Raw genomic sequence first — 19467 nt, 5'->3', positions numbered from 1 at the left:
AGCGATACCTGTAAATCAGATATCGCTTTTTTAATGTATAGTAAAACTACTGATTTAGTATCTTTAAAATAAACCCGTACATATCAGCTTTTTTTCTTAAGTGTCCATTTTTATTCATTGCACCATTGTGTCCTGCATCTTGTTCAACACGTAGCAATATTGGATTTGTTTGTGCTTTACGATTCTGAAGCCTGGCAACAAATTTATAAGAATGAAAAGGAGGAACTCTGTCGTCGTTTTCTGATGTCATAACAAGCATCGAAGGGTAATTTACATCTTCTTTGATGTTGTGTAGTGGAGAATAGGATTTTAAATTTACAAAATCCAAAGAGTTTTGTACTGAACCAAATTCATCAATGTGAAAATTGCCTACCGTGAAATTTTCAAATCGTAACATATCCATTACACCTACTACAGGAACTACAGCTTTGTATAAATCCGGACGTTGTATAGCAGCTGCAGCAACCAATAATCCACCGTGAGAACTACCTTTAGCCGCTAATTTCTCAGAGCTGGTATATTTTTCTTTAATTAGGAATTCTGCAGCAGCATTAAAATCATCAATAGCATTTTGTTTATTTAGTCTGCGACCCGCCAAAGTCCACTTTTTTCCTAAATCACCACCACCTCTAACATTAGCATAGGCAAACACACCTCCTTTTTCAATAAAATACACGATACCGGGGTCAAATTTTGGTTTAAATATTCTACCAAAACCACCATAAGCGCACAACATGCAGGGGTTATTACCATCTAACTTCAATCCTTTTTTATAAACCAAGGTTAATGGTACTTTGATACTGTCATTTACTGTATAATTTATTGATTTGGTTTCATAATTCTTAAAAGCAAAAGTTACGTTTACCGGATCACCATACTTTCTCTCAAATGTGCGGGTGTTAAAATGAAATGTTATGGCAGGTTTAGTTAGTTCTTGCAGTGTAAAAGTAATATCCTCTTCACCTTTTTCGCCATAAAATCCATTTACAGAACTTGATTGTGGTAATTCTAAACTATACAGTTGTTCTCCCGAGTATTTAAAAATTTTTAGAAGTGGAGTTTGGTTTCGTTGAAAAATAGTGATTAAACGATCAGCTTTTGGTATGCATCTAAGCAATACACCATTCTTTATTGCAGGTACAATTTCTCTCCATTGATATGGATTGTATGGATCTATTTCAACAATAGAGCCCCCATTTGATCCTTTTGTTATTTTAGCAATGATTTTACCATTTTGACTATCCAATATATGTATGAAATTCTTTTGTTTCATTAACAATGGACGCAAGTAAGGTTGATCAGAGTTAAAATCAATGAAGAAATAATTACAATGAGTTTTGGTTTCTTCATATAAAAAGAAAAACCTTTCATTTGAACTTGTCATGAATCCAAAATGAACAGATGGATCTTTTCTTTTAAAAATTAGTTTGTCTTTATCTTGAGGATCACCCAGCTTGTGATAATAAATTTCCTCTCCGATGCTGGAATAAAACTCCCCTTTATTTGGGTATTTTTTGTAATAAAAACCATCTCCTTTCCATTCAGTAGATGAAAATTTCACTCCTTTAATGTGGTCAGAAAGTTTTTTTCCAGAAGGTAATGAAACAACTTTTATTTCTCTCCAATCGGTTCCATTTCTATTGATTGTGTATGCTAAAAGCTTTGAATCTTTAGAAGGGTGATAGCTGGTAATGGAAACTTTGTCACCTTTATTGTTATAATTAGGATCGATTAAGATTTGATCAACTTCATTGTATTTTTCGCCAATGTATAAACTTGCTGATGCCATACTGTTTCTTATAACTTTACGATAGAAGTATTTCCCTTTTTTAACTGCTTTCTTGCTTCTAACGTAACTGAATTTATCTAGTAGGCTTTTACAATTGTATTTTGCCGATGCTTTCGATAAAAACTTTCGTGATAATTTATTCTCTGCTTCAATCCATTTAACAGCACTATCACTTCTTACATTTTCCAGCCATCGGTAATTTTCAGTTACTATATATTTATTAAAAAAAGTATCTGCAACAGTATGTTTTGGGCAGAACGGATATTCTAAATTTTGAGCTTTTGTTGCCGAAAAGCTAAGTATTAGGGCAAGAACAGTCAAAACTTTTGTAATGGATTTAATCATTGTATAAAAGTTAATGTAAGTGTTTGTATTGTTAAGGAGCGACGAATTTAGGAAAAATCATTTTATTATGACAATAAAAATTATTAACTTTTGTCTGCCAGAAAAATCAAAGAAAACCCTAACCTTAAACACATTTGTATGAATAATGAAGTTTCAAGAAGAGAGTTCATCCGAACAGGATCTGTCTCTCTTGCAGGAATGGCGATTCTTCCTTCCTTTCTAAGCTTTGGATGCAATCGATTAACAGAACAATCAGGACTAAATGAGTATCTGGAACATTTCGGCGTGAGCAAGGAAATGTTACAAAAAGTAATGGCTGAAGCCTTATCGAGAGGAGGAGACTATTGTGACTTGTATTTTGAGCACACCCTTTCGAACAATGTTGGCCTCATGGATAACGAAGTGAATCGTGCAGGTTCTAATATTGCTTATGGAGTTGGTGTAAGGGTATTAAAAGGTGACCAAACAGGATATGCTTTTTCTGAAGAAGTAAGTTTGGAAGCAATGCTTAAAGTTGCTAAAACTGCTGCAAGTATAGCTAATGAAAGTAAAGATTTTCCTTCTATCAATTTAAGTGAAAAGGTTAATCCTGATTATTACAAGTTCAAGACTGCTTGGGAAGATGTATCTATCAAACAGAAAATCCCTTATCTACAAAAATTGAACGACAAGATTTTTGCTTTAGATGAAAAAGTGGATAAAGTTCAAGTATATCTAAATGATGAATCTAGCTATGTTTTGTTTGCTAATTCAGAAGGCATTATGAGTTGTGATTACAGACCAATGTTTAGCTTGTATGCCAGCGTAGTAATGATTGATGGTGACAAAAAAGAAGATTTTGGTTCATCTAGATCAATGAGAGTTGGATTCGAATATCTTACTGAAGACTTACTGGATGAAGTTGCCAAAGAAGCTGTGGATGGAGCAAAAAGACAATTCTTGGCAGGAAAGCCTAAAGCTGGTGAAATGCCTGTTGTTCTGGCTGCTGGTAGTTCAGGTATTTTATTACACGAAGCTATTGGTCATGCATTTGAAGCAGATTTCAATCGCAAGGAAACTTCCATCTTCTCTGATAAAATGGGTAAGAAGATTGGAAAAGATTTCGTTACCATTGTTGATGATGGAACCAACCCAAATATTCGAGGCTCGGTGAATATCGATGATGAAGGAATTGATACACAAAAAACCAAGCTAGTTACAGATGGAGTATTAACAAGTTACATTCACGATAGAATTAGTGCCAAGCATTATGGTGTAGATCCTACTGGAAATGGTAGAAGAGAATCTTTCAGATATGCACCTCTTCCTCGTATGAGAAATACTTATATGGAAAATGGTCCTCATACCCAAGAGGAAATCATTGCCAGTGTAAAAGAAGGTGTATTTGTTGATTCATTCACCAATGGTGAGGTGAAAATTGGAGCTGGAGATTTTACATTCTATGTGAAATCAGGCTATTTAATTGAAAATGGAAAACTGACTCAACCAATTAAGGATATCAACCTGATTGGTAATGGTCCGGAATCATTGGCTGAAATTGAAATGGTAGCCAACGATTTTAAAATGGATTGCAGTACCTGGACTTGTGGTAAGAGTGGACAAGGAGTTCCTGTATCACTAGGATTACCAACAATAAAAGTTTCGAAACTTACTGTTGGTGGAGTAAATGCATAGTTGCATTCTAGTATCATTTATCAATTAAAAAGAAGAATCAATGAAAGACAATAAAAAAATGGAATTGGCCCATTGGGCTTCCAAATATGCAAAGGAAAATGGAGCGAATGAAGTTTCAGTTTCTGTATACGACTCTAAACAATCCGATGTTGAGATTAGAGAACAAAAGATCGATAAAATTCAGGAGTCAATCGAAAGTGGATTAAGTATTAAACTTTATGTGAATGGCAGATATTCAACACATTCTACCAATCGATTGAATAAACCTGAATTGGAAAGATTTATTAAAGAAGCAATTTTAGCAACCAATTATCTTGCTGAAGATAAATACAGATCTTTACCAGATCGTGAACTTTGTTACAATGGTGAAGAGCGTGATTTGAAACTTTCTGACTCAACCTACGATGCAGTTGATCCTCGTGATAAGATTGACGTAGCTATGAAAGTTGAAGCAGAAACTATGGGAATGGATGATAGAATCATTACCGTTTCAGGTTCCTATGGCGATGGATCATCACGTGGTTATATGGTGATGAGTAATGGAGTAGAAGGATTCAATGAATCTACTTCTTTCTACGTAAGTGCCAGTGCTTCCATTAATGGTGGCGATAGCAGACCTTCGGCAGGTCATTATATGGCAACTCGTTTTTGGGATAAATTAAATCCTGAAGGAGTAGGAAAGTACGCTGTTGAAAGAGCTTTGCAGAAAATTGGAGCGAAAAAAATCAAATCAGGTAAAATGGATATGCTGATTGAAAATCGTTCTGTTGGTAGAGTATTTAGCTCTTTACTTCAACCACTGTATGGTTATAATTTGCAGCAAAAGCGTTCCTTTATGGAAGGTAAAATTGGACAGAAGGTGGCTTCAGACGCTTTAACCATTATTGATAATCCATTTATTGAATCGGGGCGTAATTCTCGTCTTTTCGACAGAGATGGATTGGCAGCCAAAGAAATGACTGTAATTGAAAAAGGAATCCTTAAGACCTATTACATTGGTAATTATTACGGGAAAAAATTAGATATGCAACCAACTACTGGTTCACCGTCTAATTTAATTTTCGAAAAAGGAAGTAAAGATTTAAACGGCTTAACCAGAGAAATGAAAGAAGGTATTTTGGTTACTGGTTTTAATGGCGGTAACTCTAATCCTGCTACTGGTGATTTCTCGGTTGGGGTTGAAGGTTTCTATGTGAAAAATGGTGAAGTAATTCATCCTATTGCAGGAATGAACATTACAGGGAATCATAAAGAGATTTGGAATCAACTGGCTGCTGTAGGAAATGATCCATTAACCGATCGTTCATGGCAAACACCAAGTATGCTATTTGAAGGAATTGATTTTAGTGGATTGTAAAATATTGTTCTAAAAATTTAAATAGTAGGGTCTGTTGGGATTTTGTTCCGAACAGACCTATTTTTGTAATGCGAAATGATCAAACAGAATTAAACTGATTTTAATTTAAAAATATGTACTCAAAGCAATTCATCTTACTATTTCTGATTCTCGTATCATTTACATCTCATTCCAATTCTATATTTCAAACTAGTAAAGAAAAGAATGTAAATTATTATTTGAATTTAAAGGATAGTATCGATGATGCAAAATGGAGGAAAATAAACTCAATTACTGATTCTGTAAATAGATTCGATAAGAAAGTCAACTTAGAAGATCAATACCATTTATTTTCAAGTTTAAGCAAAGAGTATGAATATTTCGTTTATGACTCTGCTTTTCATTATGGCAATCAGTCTTTACAAATGGCTTACCAGTTAAAGGATGCAGAGAAAATTGCAGAATCTAAATCGAACTTGGCACTGGTTTTACTCTTAAAAGGTTTATACAAAGAAACCATTGATACTATACAAACCATAAGAGGGCAAGATTTGCCTAATGAAAAAAGAATTGAATTTTATGCCGTAGCATATCGTGCATATTATGATTTGGCAAACTCTCGTTGGGGATTTTATTCACCAAAGTATAGGAAATTAGGAGATCAGTATGTTGACAAAATTGAGGAGGAGGGAAAAGACAATTTTTTTCATTATAATTTGGCTTTGGCTCTTAAAAGTCTAAATCATCAAAAGGATAAGAGTGCGGTAACATATTACACTAAAATAATAGAAGCTTCAAATCTCGATCCTCACCAAATGGCAATATGCCAGAGTGGTATGGGAGTTGCTTTGGCTAGACTTGGAAAAAAAGATGAGGCCAAAAAAGCCATTGAAAAGGCGGTAATTGGAGATGTATTATCGGCTACTAAAGAAACATTAGCTTCTAAAATTTTAGCCGAGATACTATTTCACGAAGGAGATCTTGAGAAAGCTAATAAACTTATAGAACAGGCAAGAAAAGATGCTGAATTTTATGGTAGTAATGCCCGCAGATTGGAAATATCTTTCATACAACCAGATATTGATGCAGCTGTTGTTGGAGAGCTGGAGAAAGAGAAAAAGCTAGCTGTCATCATTGGTATTGTAATCTCTGTATTACTAATTGTAATTATCTTTTTGGCAATTGTATTCTTTAAACAGTTGCAGGAGTTAAAAAAGGTTAGAAAGGAAATTGGCGAACGTAACGAAAATCTTCGAATAGTAAATGAAAGTTTAAGAGAGGTAAGTAGAATAAAGGAGGAGTACGTTGGGTATTATTTTAATTTCAGTTCTCAGTTTATTGAGAAAATGGAAGGTATGAAGAAGGCCATATCCCGACAGTTAATGACAAAACAATACGATGCGATTGAATCGGAATTGAAAAATTACAATCCTAAAAAAGAACGACAATTATTATTCGAAGATTTTGACAGAATTTTCTTGAAACTTTTCCCTGATTTTGTGAAGCGATTCAATTTGTTGTTTGAGGAATCCGAAAGGATAATATTAAAAGATTCTCAATGTCTAAATACAGACTTGAGAATATTCGCTTTAATTAGATTGGGTGTAAACGATAATGAAAAAATTGCAAGTATTTTGAACTTCTCTGTAAATACAATTTATACCTATAAAACGAAAATCAAGAATCGATCTCTCATTTCAAATGATGAATTCGAGGCGAAAATAATGGAAATTAAGTCGGTTTAAATGGATATTTGATCTATATGCCATCTATATTTTATAGTTTCTTGTTTTGATGAAAGTATCACACTATCAATCTTTAGTGTTTTTGGTGCTGTGTTTGATTTCTATATTTTGGGTTTGTTTTTAGATATTGATTAACTTCTACTGTTATTTTGAATTTGAAGAAAACGGATTAACTAAATCAATAAACTCAGCAATGAAAAATAAATCAATTCAAAGTTTGTTAATTGGTTGCTTGATGATTTTTGCATCATGTACCAAAGGGAAAATGACAACCAATGTATCATCGCCTGATGGTAAAATTGGTGTTGAAGTGAGTATGGTAGAAGGTCAGGCTACTTACCAGGTTTCTTTTAAAGGTAAGCCAGTAATTGAACCTTCTTCAATGGGATTTGACTTGAAAAACATGCCAGCCATTGAAAAAGGTTGGAAAATTATAGAATCAGAAAGTTCATCGAGCAATTCCAGCTGGGAAATGCAATGGGGAGAGAAACGAGTTGTAGTTGATAATTTTAATCAATTAAAACTGAGTTTGGAAGAACAACAAGCTCCAAACAGAAAAATGAACATCGTATTTAAAGTTTATAACGATGGTTTGGGATTTCGTTATGAGTTCCCTGAGCAGGATTCGATGAAGGAAGTATTAATTACTGAGGAAAATACTCAATTTAATTTGACAGGAGATCACAAAACTTGGTGGATTCCTGGCGATTGGGATATTTATGAGCATTTGTATAATACAACAATGTTTTCGGAAATTGATGCTACAAAATTGAGAAATCATGCAAGTTTAGCGCAAACATCTATTCCAAATAATGCTGTGAATACTCCGGTTTCGATGAAAACTAATGAAGGTGTTTACTTAAGTTTTCACGAAGCAAACTTAACGGATTACTCTGGAATGACCCTAAAAGTAAACAAGGAAGACATGATGTGGGAATCTTGTTTGGTTGGATCATTAAATAACGATTACAAAGTAAAACGTAGCGTTCCGTTTAATACCCCTTGGAGAACCATTCAAATTACTGAGAAAGCAGGTGATTTAATTGAATCGGATCTGATTGTTAATTTGAACGAACCAAATAAAATTGGTAAGGTTGATTACTTTAAGCCAATGAAATATGTAGGCATCTGGTGGGACATGCACTTGGGAACCAAAACCTGGGATAAAGCAAGTGGACGCCATGGTGCTACTACCAAATATGCAAAAGAATTAATTGATTTCGCATCAGAAAATAATCTTGGAGGTATTTTGGTTGAAGGTTGGAATACAGGATGGGAACATTGGATTGGTTTTGAGGATCGTGAAGGTGTTTTTGATTTCGTAACACCTTATCCTGATTACGATTTAGCCGAAGTGGCTCGTTATGGAAAATCAAAAGGTGTTGAGTTAATTATGCACCACGAAACATCGGCTGCTCCACGTACTTACGACCAGCAAATGGATACAGCATACCATTTAATGAACTCATTGGGAATTCACTCTGTGAAAACCGGTTATGTTGGAAAGATTATTCCTAAAGGAGAGTTCCATCACGGACAATGGATGGTGAATCATTACAGAAGAGCTTTGGTAAAAGGAGCTGAGAACAAGATTGCCATTAATGCTCACGAACCAATTAAGGGTACAGGTTTACGTCGTACTTATCCAAATGCGATTGCAAGAGAAGGTCTTCGCGGGCAAGAATTTAATGCTTGGTCTTCTGATGGAGGAAATCCGGCAGAACACTTGCCAATTGTTGCGTTTACACGTATGTTATCTGGACCTATTGATTACACACCAGGTATTTTCAATATCAAATTGGAACCATATAAAAAAGAGAATCAGGTTAATACTACATTGGCTCACCAATTGGCTTTGTATGTTGTGATTAACAGTCCTATTCAAATGGTGCCAGACTTGATTGAAAGTTATAAAGGAAATGATGCATTCCAATTTATACGTGATGTTGCTGTAAACTGGGAGCAAACAAAAGTATTGAATGGTGAGATTGGTGATTTTGTTACCATCGCACGTCAGGACCGTGAATCGAATAATTGGTTTGTAGGTGCTATTACCGACGAAAATGCTCGTGATATGAAAGTTGCTCTGGATTTCTTGCCAGCAGGTAAAAAATATATGGCTACTCTATACACGGATGGTGACAATGCACATTGGGATAAAAACCCTACTGAATACAAGATTGAAAAAATGGAAGTTGATAACACTTCCGAATTGAACCTAAAATTAGCTGCAGGTGGTGGAGCTGCAATTAGTCTGATCGAAAAGAAGTAGTTTTTAATACTCATTTTATTAAAAGTGTTATTTCGAGTATTATACCGACAGCTTTTTGATATTGAGTATAAAACTTTACGCAAATCGGAAATAAATCATTTTAAGTGGTATTCTTCTCGGAGGATGCCACTTTTTTTGTAGCTTCACTACATCAATTTTTTAATTGAGATCCTTAATTCACAAATACTAGTAACATGCTAAAAATCAGATTGAGAATTGGTGTATTGTTCACCGTTCTTATGAGCATTATTGGAAGTGCTCATGCAAAAGAGGATGTTCGTTTATTGCGATATCCTGACATTAATAACAATTTAATCGCATTTGTGTATGCTGGCGATATTTGGACTGTAGATTCAAATGGTGGCGACGCAACACGTTTAACTTCTCATATGGGAATGGAATTATTCCCTAAAATTTCTCCAGATGGAAAGTGGATTGCATTTTCAGGTGAATATTCTGGCAGTCGTCAGGTTTATGTAATGCCTGCAACAGGAGGTACTCCAAAACAGTTAACTTATTACAATTCGGTTGGTTTAATGCCACCACGTGGAGGTTTTGATAATGTTGTTCTGGACTGGACACCAGATAGTAAATCTATCCTGGTGCGTATGAATCGTACTGCTTTTGGTGAAAGAAATGGTAAATACTTTAAAGTTGGTATTGATGGAGGAATGGAAGAAGAACTTCAAATTCCGGAAGGTGGATTTGGTGTGTTCTCACCAGATGCCACTAAAATGTGTTTTGCTCCAATTAGCCGTGAATTCCGTACTTGGAAGAGATACAAGGGAGGACGTGCGGCCGATCTTTGGATTTACGATTTAGAGAAGGATCAATCGGAAAGAATAACGAAGTTTGTTGGTTCCGACCAGATTCCTTCATGGTACAAGAATGCAATTTACTTTGCTTCAGATCGTGACTTGAAACTGAATATTTACAAATATGATGTAGACAGTAAGGAATTGTCTCAAATAACTCATCACAAGAATTTTGATGTGATGTGGCCATCGGGAGAGAATGGACAAATTGCCTATGAAAATGGAGGACAACTATACAAATTAAATTTGGAAACAGGTAAGGAAGAACGCGTAGTTGTAAATATCAATTTTGATAATCCAAACACATTACCATTCTACAAAAATGTGAAAGGATTCATTGAGAATTGGGCTGTTTCTCCTTCAGGAAAACGTGCTTTATTCGATGCTCGTGGTGATATTTTCTCTGTTCCGGCTAAAAATGGATCTACAATTAACTTAACGCAAACACAAGGTGTTAGGGAAATGTCTCCAAGCTGGTCTCCTAATGGAAAGTATATTTCTTACTATTCGGATGCTACTGGAGAGTATGAAATCTATTTATTGGAAAACAAGAAGGGAGCTAAGGCAAAACAAATTACCAAAGGATCTTCTTCTTGGATGTATCAACCAAAATGGACTCCAGATAGTAAGTATCTGGTTTTCTTCGATCGCAGTTTAAAACTGAAGTTAATCAATGTTGAAACTGGCGAATTAAAAGTGATTGATAAAGCCAATAGAAATGAAATTAGAGATTTCTCTGTTTCGCCAGATTCAGATTGGATTGCATACGTAAAAGATAGCTCTAACGGACAAGGTGCAATTTGGGTTTACCAACTTTCAACAGGTAAGAAACATGCTTTAACCAATGATACATTTGGCGATTCTTCTCCTGTATTCTCTAAAGATGGAAACTTTATTTATTTCCTATCGAATAGAGATTTTAACCTTGATTTTTCAAGTTTTGAGTTCAATTACTTGTATAATAATGCAACTCGAATTTATGCAATGGCTTTAAAAGCCGATGGACCAAAATTGTTCCCACTAAAAACTGATGTTGAAGAGTATAAGGAAGAGGTGAAAGAATCATCAAAATCGAAGAAAAAATCGAAACCTGATGCAAAAGAAGAGAGAAAGCTAAAGGTTAAGATCGATTTTGATGGCATTAACAATCGCATAGTTGCTTTCCCGGTATCATCAGGAAACTACAGTGGATTAAAGGCTGTGGAAGATGGTATTTTATATAGAACCAATGGTAGTTTGCATCACTACATTCTTAAAAAAGAAAAGGATGAGGTGGTACTTGAGTCTGTTTCAGATTATGAATTAGCTGATAATGGAAGCAAGATCATGTACCGTTCTGGTTCAACTTATGGCATTACAGATTTATCAAAAGGTCAGGCACCAAAGTCTGGAGCATTGGATCTTGATGATATGGAAATGAAGATTGATCCTGTTAAGGAGTGGAATCAGATCTATACCGACGGTTGGAGAATCTTCAGAGATTATTTCTATGTAGAAAACATTCATGGTGTTGATTGGGCGAAAATTAAGGCTGATTATGAACCGATGGTGAAAGACCTTGCACACCGTGCAGATTTGGATTACATTTTGGGTGAAATCATTTCGGAGACGAATACAGGTCATGCCTACGTGAATTATGGTGATTTTGAGAAAGTAAAATCAGTTCAAACTGGCTTATTGGGCGCAAAACTAAAAGCTGATTTGAAAAACAACAGATACATCATCTCAAAAATCTACGATGGTGAAAACTGGAATTCGGCACGACGTTCTCCTTTAACCGAACAAGGTGTAAATGTAACAGAAGGTCAGTACTTGATTAGCATTAACGGACATGATGTTACCACCAAGGTAAATCCATATTTGTATCTTGAGAATATGGTTGGCAAGAGAGTTGAAATTACTGTAAACTCGACTCCAAGTAATGAGGGAGCTAAAACCTATACCATTAAACCAATAGCCAGCGAATTGGAATTAATTTATCTGGATTGGGTTAACGAACGTAGAGCAATGGTTGAAAAATTATCAGGCGGAAAAATTGGGTACATTCATGTTCCAAACACGGCCGTAGAAGGTAATCGTGAATTGCACAGAGGGATGTATGCATATCACGATAAGGAAGCATTGATTATAGATGATCGTTACAATGGTGGTGGATTCATTCCTGATCATATGGCTGATTTATTAGATCGAGATGTACTTTCATACTGGCACTTACGTGGATTGGAACCATGGAAAACACCTGGTGTGGCTCATGATGGACCTAAAGCAATGTTAATCAACCATTATTCTTCTTCAGGTGGAGATGCATTCCCATATTTCTTCCGTAAAAAAGGATTGGGTAAATTGATTGGGACTCGTACCTGGGGCGGATTAGTTGGCATGTCGGGTAATGCAGGATTAGTTGATGGTGGTTATATTGCAGTTCCTCGTTTTGGTATCTTCGATGAAAACCAAAACTGGATTATCGAAGGAGTGGGTGTATATCCGGATATCGAAGTTTACGATGAACCACACTTGGTGGCAAAAGGAATTGATCCTTGTGTTAAAAGAGCTGTGGAAGAGTTGTTAAAGGAACTGGAAAATAAGCCAGCAAAGAAAAAAGTTATTCCACCTGCTAACCCTAACCGATCAGAGTGGATTGAAGAAGATATCAAATAGTAAGTGTATCGATATTAGAGGAAGGAGCATCAGATTTGATGCTCCTTTTTTTTATAATCAAAATTAGGCTTTGATGTAGAATTTAGATTAAATCTATATTAAAGGGTGGGTGAATTTAGAAATTTATGAAAATAAATGCGAGCATATTTGAAGAAAAGTGAATGTTCTAGAAGCTTTTGGGATTGATTTACATTTGGATTTATATTGTAAATATGAAATCATCCAATTGTTAAAAAGTGTAAATGGAATTGTTAAATAACTATTTCTTTCGTTATTTTATAAAGAACTTACACTTATGTTGGGTAAGTTTTTAAAATCAAATCACCAAAACAGATATCAAATGATTAAAAATTTTATTGGTAAAGTTAGCCTTTGTGGGACTTTGCTATTGGCTGGAACAGGAATGTTAACAGCCCAAAATCAAATGGATTCCAAACTTCCTATGGATCCAAATGTAAGAACGGGAAAGTTAAAAAATGGATTAACTTATTACGTACGACACAATGAGGAGCCTAAGGATCGTGCAAGTTTCTATATTGTACAGAATGTAGGAGCAATTCTGGAAAATGACAACCAGAACGGATTGGCTCACTTTCTGGAGCATATGGCTTTTAATGGAACTGAACACTTCCCTGGAAAAGAAGTTCTAAATTACCTTGAGAAATATGGAGTTGCATTTGGTCGAAACATTAACGCCTACACAAATGTTGATGAAACGGTTTACAATTTGAGTAACATTCCTACCTCAAACGAAAACCTTTTGGATTCGGCTTTATTGGTTTTACATGATTGGTCGAATTACCTAAGTTTAGAAGGTAAGGAAATCGACAGCGAACGTGGTGTGATTCACGAAGAGTGGAGAACCAGAAGATCAGGTGGTATGAGAGCTTACCTGGAAAAGAATAAAGTAATCTACAAAGGATCGAAGTATGCTGAGCGTGATGTAATTGGTGACTTGGATGTGATTGATAACTTTGATCATAAGGTTATTCGCGATTTTTATCATGACTGGTATCGTACCGACCTACAGGCTATTGTAATTGTAGGTGATATTGATGCTGAAAAGTTTGAAAACAAGATCAAAGAAATGTTTGCTCACATTCCAGCTGTTAAAAATCCTAAGGAAAGAATTTATTATGATGTTCCAGGCAATAAAGAACCAATTGTTGGTATTATAACCGATCCTGAGGTAAGCAATTATTCATTTGAGGTTTTTTACAAGCATAAGGCAACTCCGTTTAACGAGAAGAACATGAAATACTATCGTAATTCTCTTATTGAGAATTTGCATTCAAGTATTTTAGGAAATCGTTTAAATGAATTGCTTCAAAAAGGCAATGCTCCATTTATTAATGCATGGGCTGCTTATTACAATAAAGCTCGTAAAATGGATGTTTATCACAACAGTGTAACTTTGAAAGAAGGTAATTTACTTGGTGGAGCTGAAACCTTCTTAAAAGAAATTGAAAGAGCAAATAGATATGGTGTTGTTGCTACAGAATTGGAAAGAGCAAAAACAGAAATGTTGAGCAGTATTGAAAAACAATACAAAGATCGTAACAAGCAACATAACGATAGATTGGTGAGAGGTTACCAAAGACACTTCCTGGTAAATGAACCTGTTCCGGGAATTGAATTTGAATTCGAAGCAATTAAGAAATTATTGCCAGGCATATCGGCTGAAGAGGTAAATGCATTTTCGAAAAAATGGATGACAAAGGAAAATGTCATTATCACATTTACAGCTCCTGAAAAAGAAAATGTTGAATTGCCAACTGAACAGCAACTATTGGCTTTGCTCGAAAAAGTAAGAAAAGCAGATTTAAAACCTTACGTAGATAAGGTAATTACCGAACCTTTAATTGCAGAAGTGCCAAAAGCAGGTGAGGTAAAGAAAGAGGCAGAACTTAATGGTTTTGATGCTACAGAGTGGACTTTAGCCAATGGAGCAAAAGTAGTAGTAAAGAAGACTGATTTCAAAGAAAATGAAATTCGTTTGCAAGCATTTAGTAAAGGTGGAAATTCATTATACGGTGTGGAAGATTTAGCTTCAGCAGAAATGGCAGGTGGATTTATTGCTAATTTCGGTTTAGGTAAGTTTGATCAGACTAGCTTGCAAAAGTTATTGACAGGAAAATCAGTTCGCGTTTCACCTTATATTAGTGAATTGTCTGAAGGACTTAGTGGAAACTCATCTGTTAAGGATTTTGAAACCATGTTGCAATTGGTGCACATGTATTTTGTTGCTCCACGTTTCGATGAAGAAGCATTTACCGCATTAAAAGGAAGATATATGGCTTATGTAGCCAATATGGGTGCTGATGTTAACAAGGCTTTCAGAGATTCTGTTTCGCTTACTACAACTGATCACAATCCTAGAACAATCTTATTCAACACAGATATGATTGCAAGCTTGAATCTTGAAACAATGAAGCGAGTGTATCAAGAAAGATTCGTTGATGCAAGTGATTTTACTTTCGTATTTGTTGGTAATATTGATGTAGAAAAAGCCAAGCCATTAATCGAAACATATTTGGGAAGTATCAAGGATATCGATCGTGATGAAACTTGGAAAGATAATGGTGTAGATTATCCTAAAAAGGACACTTACAACCATTTTACAAGAGAAATGGAAACTCCAAAAACAACCATTCATATCGACTTACATGGTGATATCAAATATTCAAGGGATAATAAACTTATGATGAGCTTTGTGTCTAGTCTATTGAATAAGAGATATCTTGAAGTGATTCGTGAAAAAGAAGGTGGATCATATGGTGTTGGAGTTAGAGGATATGTATCTAAATTCCCACGTGAAGAGTACAACTTAGTTATTCGCTTTGATACTGACCCAGCTAAGGCTGACAAGTTGAAAGGTATTGTTTATGATGAAATTCAAGGCTTATTTAAAAATGGAGTAAAGGAGGATGACTTGGTTGAAACGAAGGAAAACTTCATCAAAGAATATCAGGAAAATCTTCGTAAGAACGGTTATTGGATTAATGCAATTAATCGTTACTATACTTATGGCGAAAGTGTTGATGCAATTGAAGATTATGAAAAAATGATTAACGCCATTACCAAAGAAAAGGTGGAGAAATTTGCAAAGAAATACTTTGCTAAAACAGGAAAAGTAGAAGTGGTAATGTCTCCAAAAGAAAAATAAACAAGATTTATCAAGAAATAATGGAAGGAGCATCCAGAGTGATGCTCCTTTTTTTTATCTGATAAAAATCAATCAAAAACATGTGAAATATAGAATACAACTAAAAAGCAAAAAACAGCTAAGCATAATCACTGTTAGGTCAAGAATTCTTACTACTTTAGATCAAATCAAAATCAATTATTATGATACTACAAATTTCTGACTGGTGGAGTGCCATGGATATTGTTGAAAAGATATTCTGGGGTATCTCTGTACCATTTTCAGTTCTGTTTCTTATTCAAATGGTAATGACTTTTCTTGGAGGAGATGTGGACGATGTTGCTGCTGACGGTGATGCAGATGTTTCTGGAGATACGGGGATCGATTTTCAGTTTTTAACCTTAAAGAACCTGATCGCCTTTTTTACCATTTTTGGTTGGACTGGAATCATTTGTGTTCACATTGGATTTGGACCCTTCATATCTACTTTTATTGCTACAATTGCAGGTTTAATTATGATGGTAATAATGGCCTCAATCCTTTACTTTATGGGAAAATTGACCGAAGAAGGCACATTAAACCTAAACAATGCAATTGGCAAAGTTGGTAATGTATACCTCACCATTCCAGGTAATCGCAAAGGCATGGGTAAAGTGCAGATTCAGGTACAAGGCTTACAAACTTTGGATGCCATTACCGATGCTGAAAACGATATCAAAACTGGTGCTGTTGTGGAAGTTGTCGAGATCCTAAACGATCAAATTCTTGTTGTATATCCAATCGGTTAATCTATTAATAATCATTAAATCCAATTAAATAATAAAACATTATGGGAGAATATATTGTTCTTTTGATTACTGCTGCAGTAATATTCGTTTTCGTACTAATTGTATCCTTCTTTAAAAGGTACAAGCGTTGTCCATCCGACCGGGTTTTGGTTGTGTATGGTAAGGTAGGAAAAGGTGGTGGTGCCGAATCGCGCTCAGCCAAGTGTATTCATGGTGGAGCTGCATTTGTTTGGCCAATTATTCAAGATTATGCATTTCTTGATCTTACACCAATTTCAATTGAAATTAACTTGACTAATGCTTTGAGTAAGCAGAACATTCGTGTTGACGTGCCTTCTCGATTTACAGTTGGGGTTTCAACCGAAGCAGGTGTGATGACCAATGCTGCTGAGCGACTTTTAGGATTGTCACAAGTGGATGTGAGCAATTTGGCAAAGGATATCATCTTTGGTCAGTTGCGTTTGGTAGTTGCTACTATGGATATCGAGGAGATCAACAGCAACCGTGATAAGTTCCTTGCTGCTGTATCTTCAAACGTTGAGGCGGAATTGAAAAAGATCGGTTTGAAACTGATCAACGTGAACGTTACGGATATCAACGACGAATCGGGTTATATCGATGCATTGGGTAAGGAAGCTGCTGCAAAGGCGATAAATGATGCGAAGAAGAGTGTAGCTGAGAAGAATCGTGATGGTTCTATTGGTGAGGCTAATGCATTACAGGAACAACGTGTTCAGGTGGCTGCGGCAGATGCAACAGCAGTTGAAGGGGAGAATACGGCAAAGATTACCGTTGCAAATTCGGATGCTGACAGACGTGAGAAAGAAGCGGAAGCAGAACGTTTGGCTACGGCTGCAGAGAAAGTTGCTACGGCACGTGCATTAGAGGAAGCATATTCGGCTGAGCAGAAAGCGGAAGCTGCTCGTGCGGTTCGTGATAAAGCATCGCAGACTGCAGATATCGTTGTGCCAGCACAAATTGATAAGGAAAAGATTGAGATTGCAGCAGAAGCAATTGCAGAGCAAACCCGTCGTCATGCGAAAGGGGAGGCCGATGCGATTTACATGAAGATGGAGGCAGAAGCGAAAGGTATTTATGAGATTTTGAGTAAGCAAGCCGAAGGTTTCGATAAGATTGTAAATGCTGCTGGTAGCGACGCTAAGGATGCTGTAATGTTGATGATTGCGGATAAATTGCCAGAATTGGTATCTACGCAAGTTGAAGCCATCAAGAACATCAAGATTGATAAGGTTACTGTTTGGGAAAATGGTAATGGCAAAGATGGCAAAACATCTACTGCTAACTTTATGCAAGGCATGATGGGATCGATTCCTCCAATGGAAGAATTGTTCAAAATGGCTGGAATGGAATTGCCAACTTACCTGGGCAAAAAAGTAGAAGAAAATAATGAGACTGTAGACTTCGAAGATGTTTCTGAACAAGAAAACAAAGAAGAGGAATAAACAGTTGATCGGATAGAAGTGAAAAGGAGCATCGTTTGGTGCTCCTTTTTGTTTTTTCAATTTCCCAACTAGACTTGGAACAGAGGGAATTACTTATTTGTTTATCTCCATCTTGTTTGATTTTAGATTACCTTGATCATTTGGGATTTCAGTTGGAATAAAAAATAGGAATAAACCAATACCTCCAATAATTAAGATTCTTGTCATCATCTGTCGAACGAATATATCCTTTGTATTGTGATACTCAATAAAGGATAGTAAACAGCTAAGAAAACAAGCTAACAACCCAATGTAAAATAAGGTTGTTGCATAAGGATAATACATTAATTTAAAAAGTATTGAAATCAGTAGAATTGGTAAACCCATTCCACAGATTTTAACTTTAATTGAATTATTAACCTCTTCCTTTATAAATACTTTTCTAATTCGATAGGCAATTGGATCATTACTGCTTAAATAATACAAGAAATAATAAATAGCTAATAAATTGAGACTTATAGTTAGAATTATACCAGAATAATGTAGTCCAAATTGTTTTAAAAGTAATGCAACAATTGTAGCAATAATGGCAATTAGTTCTATTTTTTTCATTTGGAATTTTAAGAATTATGTGATTTAATTTCGGCTTCAAGTGTTGTTAATTTTTCCTCAATATAGGAGTAATCCTTTATTAATTTAAAGGTTACAATTGCTGCAGGAACAAAGAAGAATCCTAATATCATTTCGGCCATCGAGTAATCAATTAAACCTTGTAAAGTCTCTTCGTCATCAAAGAATTTAGATACGATATTGGTGATAAAGTTGGCAAGAATCCAAAGTGTCCACCAAATCGTGATTAAGCTTGTCATATTAATAAATGAATAATCTTCCGAGAACTCAATTAGTTTCTTTTTAGAATCTTCATACATCTCCTTCATAATTTTATAGGGAATAAAAAGACTGGCAATAGGAACAATCCATCCCCAAATGGCCCAACTTTTTTGATAAGAAGGATGTTTAAATCTGGTATGATAATTCTTATATCCTCTATAAAACCAAATGGCAAATAGTATCGCAGATGTGATAAAGGCTAAATAATGAATTACCATGATTAAGGTATGTCTTAAATCATTATCTTCTGCCATTTGAGTTGTTACTGTTTCACCATTTAGAGCTGATGTTAATAAGTTATACTGCATGTAATGCGATAACATGCCCAGTAATTGAGTTGAAAGAACCAGCCACATGATCCACATGACAGCATTCGCCAATTTTTTGTTAGGAAGAATGTACTTGCTAATTTCAACTTCCTTTTTTATAATTTTTTCATCTTGAATAAAATCGGGACAGATGTCTTCAAAAGAAGGTTTCGCTTCAGTTAATGAGCATAGAATACCCTGCTGTGAATCAAATTTACGATTGCTACATGATTTACAGGTTTCAATTTGTTTCATAGAA

General features: G+C 35.4%; 11 protein-coding genes. 8 read left to right on the top strand and 3 right to left on the bottom strand.

Annotated features, from left to right (window positions below; translation table 11 throughout):
* Positions 1 to 46: 46 nt before the first annotated feature.
* Entirely contained in the window at positions 47 to 2134 is a 2088-nt protein-coding gene (locus tag M0051_RS08585) for a prolyl oligopeptidase family serine peptidase (RefSeq protein WP_306741122.1), read from the bottom strand.
* Between the two features lie 138 nt (positions 2135 to 2272).
* On the opposite strand from M0051_RS08585, the gene M0051_RS08580 reads away from it, so the two are divergent.
* From M0051_RS08580 to M0051_RS08545, 8 genes are all read left to right on the top strand, one after another.
* A complete protein-coding gene (locus M0051_RS08580) occupies positions 2273 to 3808 on the top strand; it encodes a TldD/PmbA family protein (RefSeq protein WP_306741121.1) in 1536 nt (511 codons plus the stop codon).
* 40 nt (positions 3809 to 3848) lie between these two features.
* The gene (locus M0051_RS08575) at positions 3849 to 5165 is read left to right on the top strand and encodes a TldD/PmbA family protein (RefSeq protein ID WP_306741120.1); all 1317 of its coding nucleotides are present in this window, start codon (positions 3849 to 3851) and stop codon (positions 5163 to 5165) included.
* A gap of 113 nt (positions 5166 to 5278) precedes the next feature.
* On the top strand, positions 5279 to 6889 hold the full coding sequence (locus M0051_RS08570; protein WP_306741119.1) for a DUF6377 domain-containing protein: 1611 nt from the start codon (positions 5279 to 5281) through the stop codon (positions 6887 to 6889).
* 193 nt (positions 6890 to 7082) lie between these two features.
* Entirely contained in the window at positions 7083 to 9161 is a 2079-nt protein-coding gene (locus tag M0051_RS08565) for a glycoside hydrolase family 97 protein (protein ID WP_306741118.1), read from the top strand.
* A gap of 194 nt (positions 9162 to 9355) precedes the next feature.
* A complete protein-coding gene (locus M0051_RS08560) occupies positions 9356 to 12634 on the top strand; it encodes a S41 family peptidase (RefSeq protein WP_306741117.1) in 3279 nt (1092 codons plus the stop codon).
* 340 nt (positions 12635 to 12974) lie between these two features.
* Complete coding sequence (locus M0051_RS08555) at positions 12975 to 15800, top strand: pitrilysin family protein (protein WP_306741116.1); 2826 nt, start codon at positions 12975 to 12977, stop codon at positions 15798 to 15800.
* 182 nt (positions 15801 to 15982) lie between these two features.
* Positions 15983 to 16567: a hypothetical protein gene (locus M0051_RS08550; RefSeq protein WP_306741115.1), complete on the top strand. Its 585-nt coding sequence runs from the start codon at positions 15983 to 15985 to the stop codon at positions 16565 to 16567.
* A 41-nt stretch (positions 16568 to 16608) separates the two neighbouring features.
* Complete coding sequence (locus M0051_RS08545) at positions 16609 to 18030, top strand: flotillin family protein (protein WP_306741114.1); 1422 nt, start codon at positions 16609 to 16611, stop codon at positions 18028 to 18030.
* A 93-nt stretch (positions 18031 to 18123) separates the two neighbouring features.
* Here the strand turns inward: M0051_RS08545 and M0051_RS08540 are convergent, their stop codons facing one another.
* Together M0051_RS08540 and M0051_RS08535 are read right to left on the bottom strand one after the other, a co-directional pair.
* The gene (locus M0051_RS08540; RefSeq protein ID WP_306741113.1) at positions 18124 to 18621 is read right to left on the bottom strand and encodes a hypothetical protein; all 498 of its coding nucleotides are present in this window, start codon (positions 18619 to 18621) and stop codon (positions 18124 to 18126) included.
* Positions 18622 to 18629: 8 nt separating this feature from the next.
* Complete coding sequence (locus tag M0051_RS08535) at positions 18630 to 19463, bottom strand: DUF4328 domain-containing protein (protein ID WP_306741112.1); 834 nt, start codon at positions 19461 to 19463, stop codon at positions 18630 to 18632.
* Positions 19464 to 19467 lie beyond the last annotated feature (4 nt).

The sequence above is a fragment of the Marinifilum sp. D714 genome, assembly GCF_030851345.1.
Taxonomy (GTDB): Bacteria; Bacteroidota; Bacteroidia; order Bacteroidales; family Marinifilaceae; genus Marinifilum.
This window is presented reverse-complemented; position numbering and strand designations above follow the sequence as displayed.

What these genes read in the sequence shown, in the direction of transcription:
- M0051_RS08585 (WP_306741122.1), bottom strand. Translation starts at nt 2,134, where the DNA reads ATGATTAAATCCATTACAAAAGTTTTGACTGTTCTTGCCCTAATACTT.
- M0051_RS08580 (WP_306741121.1), top strand. Translation starts at nt 2,273, where the DNA reads ATGAATAATGAAGTTTCAAGAAGAGAGTTCATCCGAACAGGATCTGTC.
- M0051_RS08575 (WP_306741120.1), top strand. Translation starts at nt 3,849, where the DNA reads ATGAAAGACAATAAAAAAATGGAATTGGCCCATTGGGCTTCCAAATAT.
- M0051_RS08570 (WP_306741119.1), top strand. Translation starts at nt 5,279, where the DNA reads ATGTACTCAAAGCAATTCATCTTACTATTTCTGATTCTCGTATCATTT.
- M0051_RS08565 (WP_306741118.1), top strand. Translation starts at nt 7,083, where the DNA reads ATGAAAAATAAATCAATTCAAAGTTTGTTAATTGGTTGCTTGATGATT.
- M0051_RS08560 (WP_306741117.1), top strand. Translation starts at nt 9,356, where the DNA reads ATGCTAAAAATCAGATTGAGAATTGGTGTATTGTTCACCGTTCTTATG.
- M0051_RS08555 (WP_306741116.1), top strand. Translation starts at nt 12,975, where the DNA reads ATGATTAAAAATTTTATTGGTAAAGTTAGCCTTTGTGGGACTTTGCTA.
- M0051_RS08550 (WP_306741115.1), top strand. Translation starts at nt 15,983, where the DNA reads ATGATACTACAAATTTCTGACTGGTGGAGTGCCATGGATATTGTTGAA.
- M0051_RS08545 (WP_306741114.1), top strand. Translation starts at nt 16,609, where the DNA reads ATGGGAGAATATATTGTTCTTTTGATTACTGCTGCAGTAATATTCGTT.
- M0051_RS08540 (WP_306741113.1), bottom strand. Translation starts at nt 18,621, where the DNA reads ATGAAAAAAATAGAACTAATTGCCATTATTGCTACAATTGTTGCATTA.
- M0051_RS08535 (WP_306741112.1), bottom strand. Translation starts at nt 19,463, where the DNA reads ATGAAACAAATTGAAACCTGTAAATCATGTAGCAATCGTAAATTTGAT.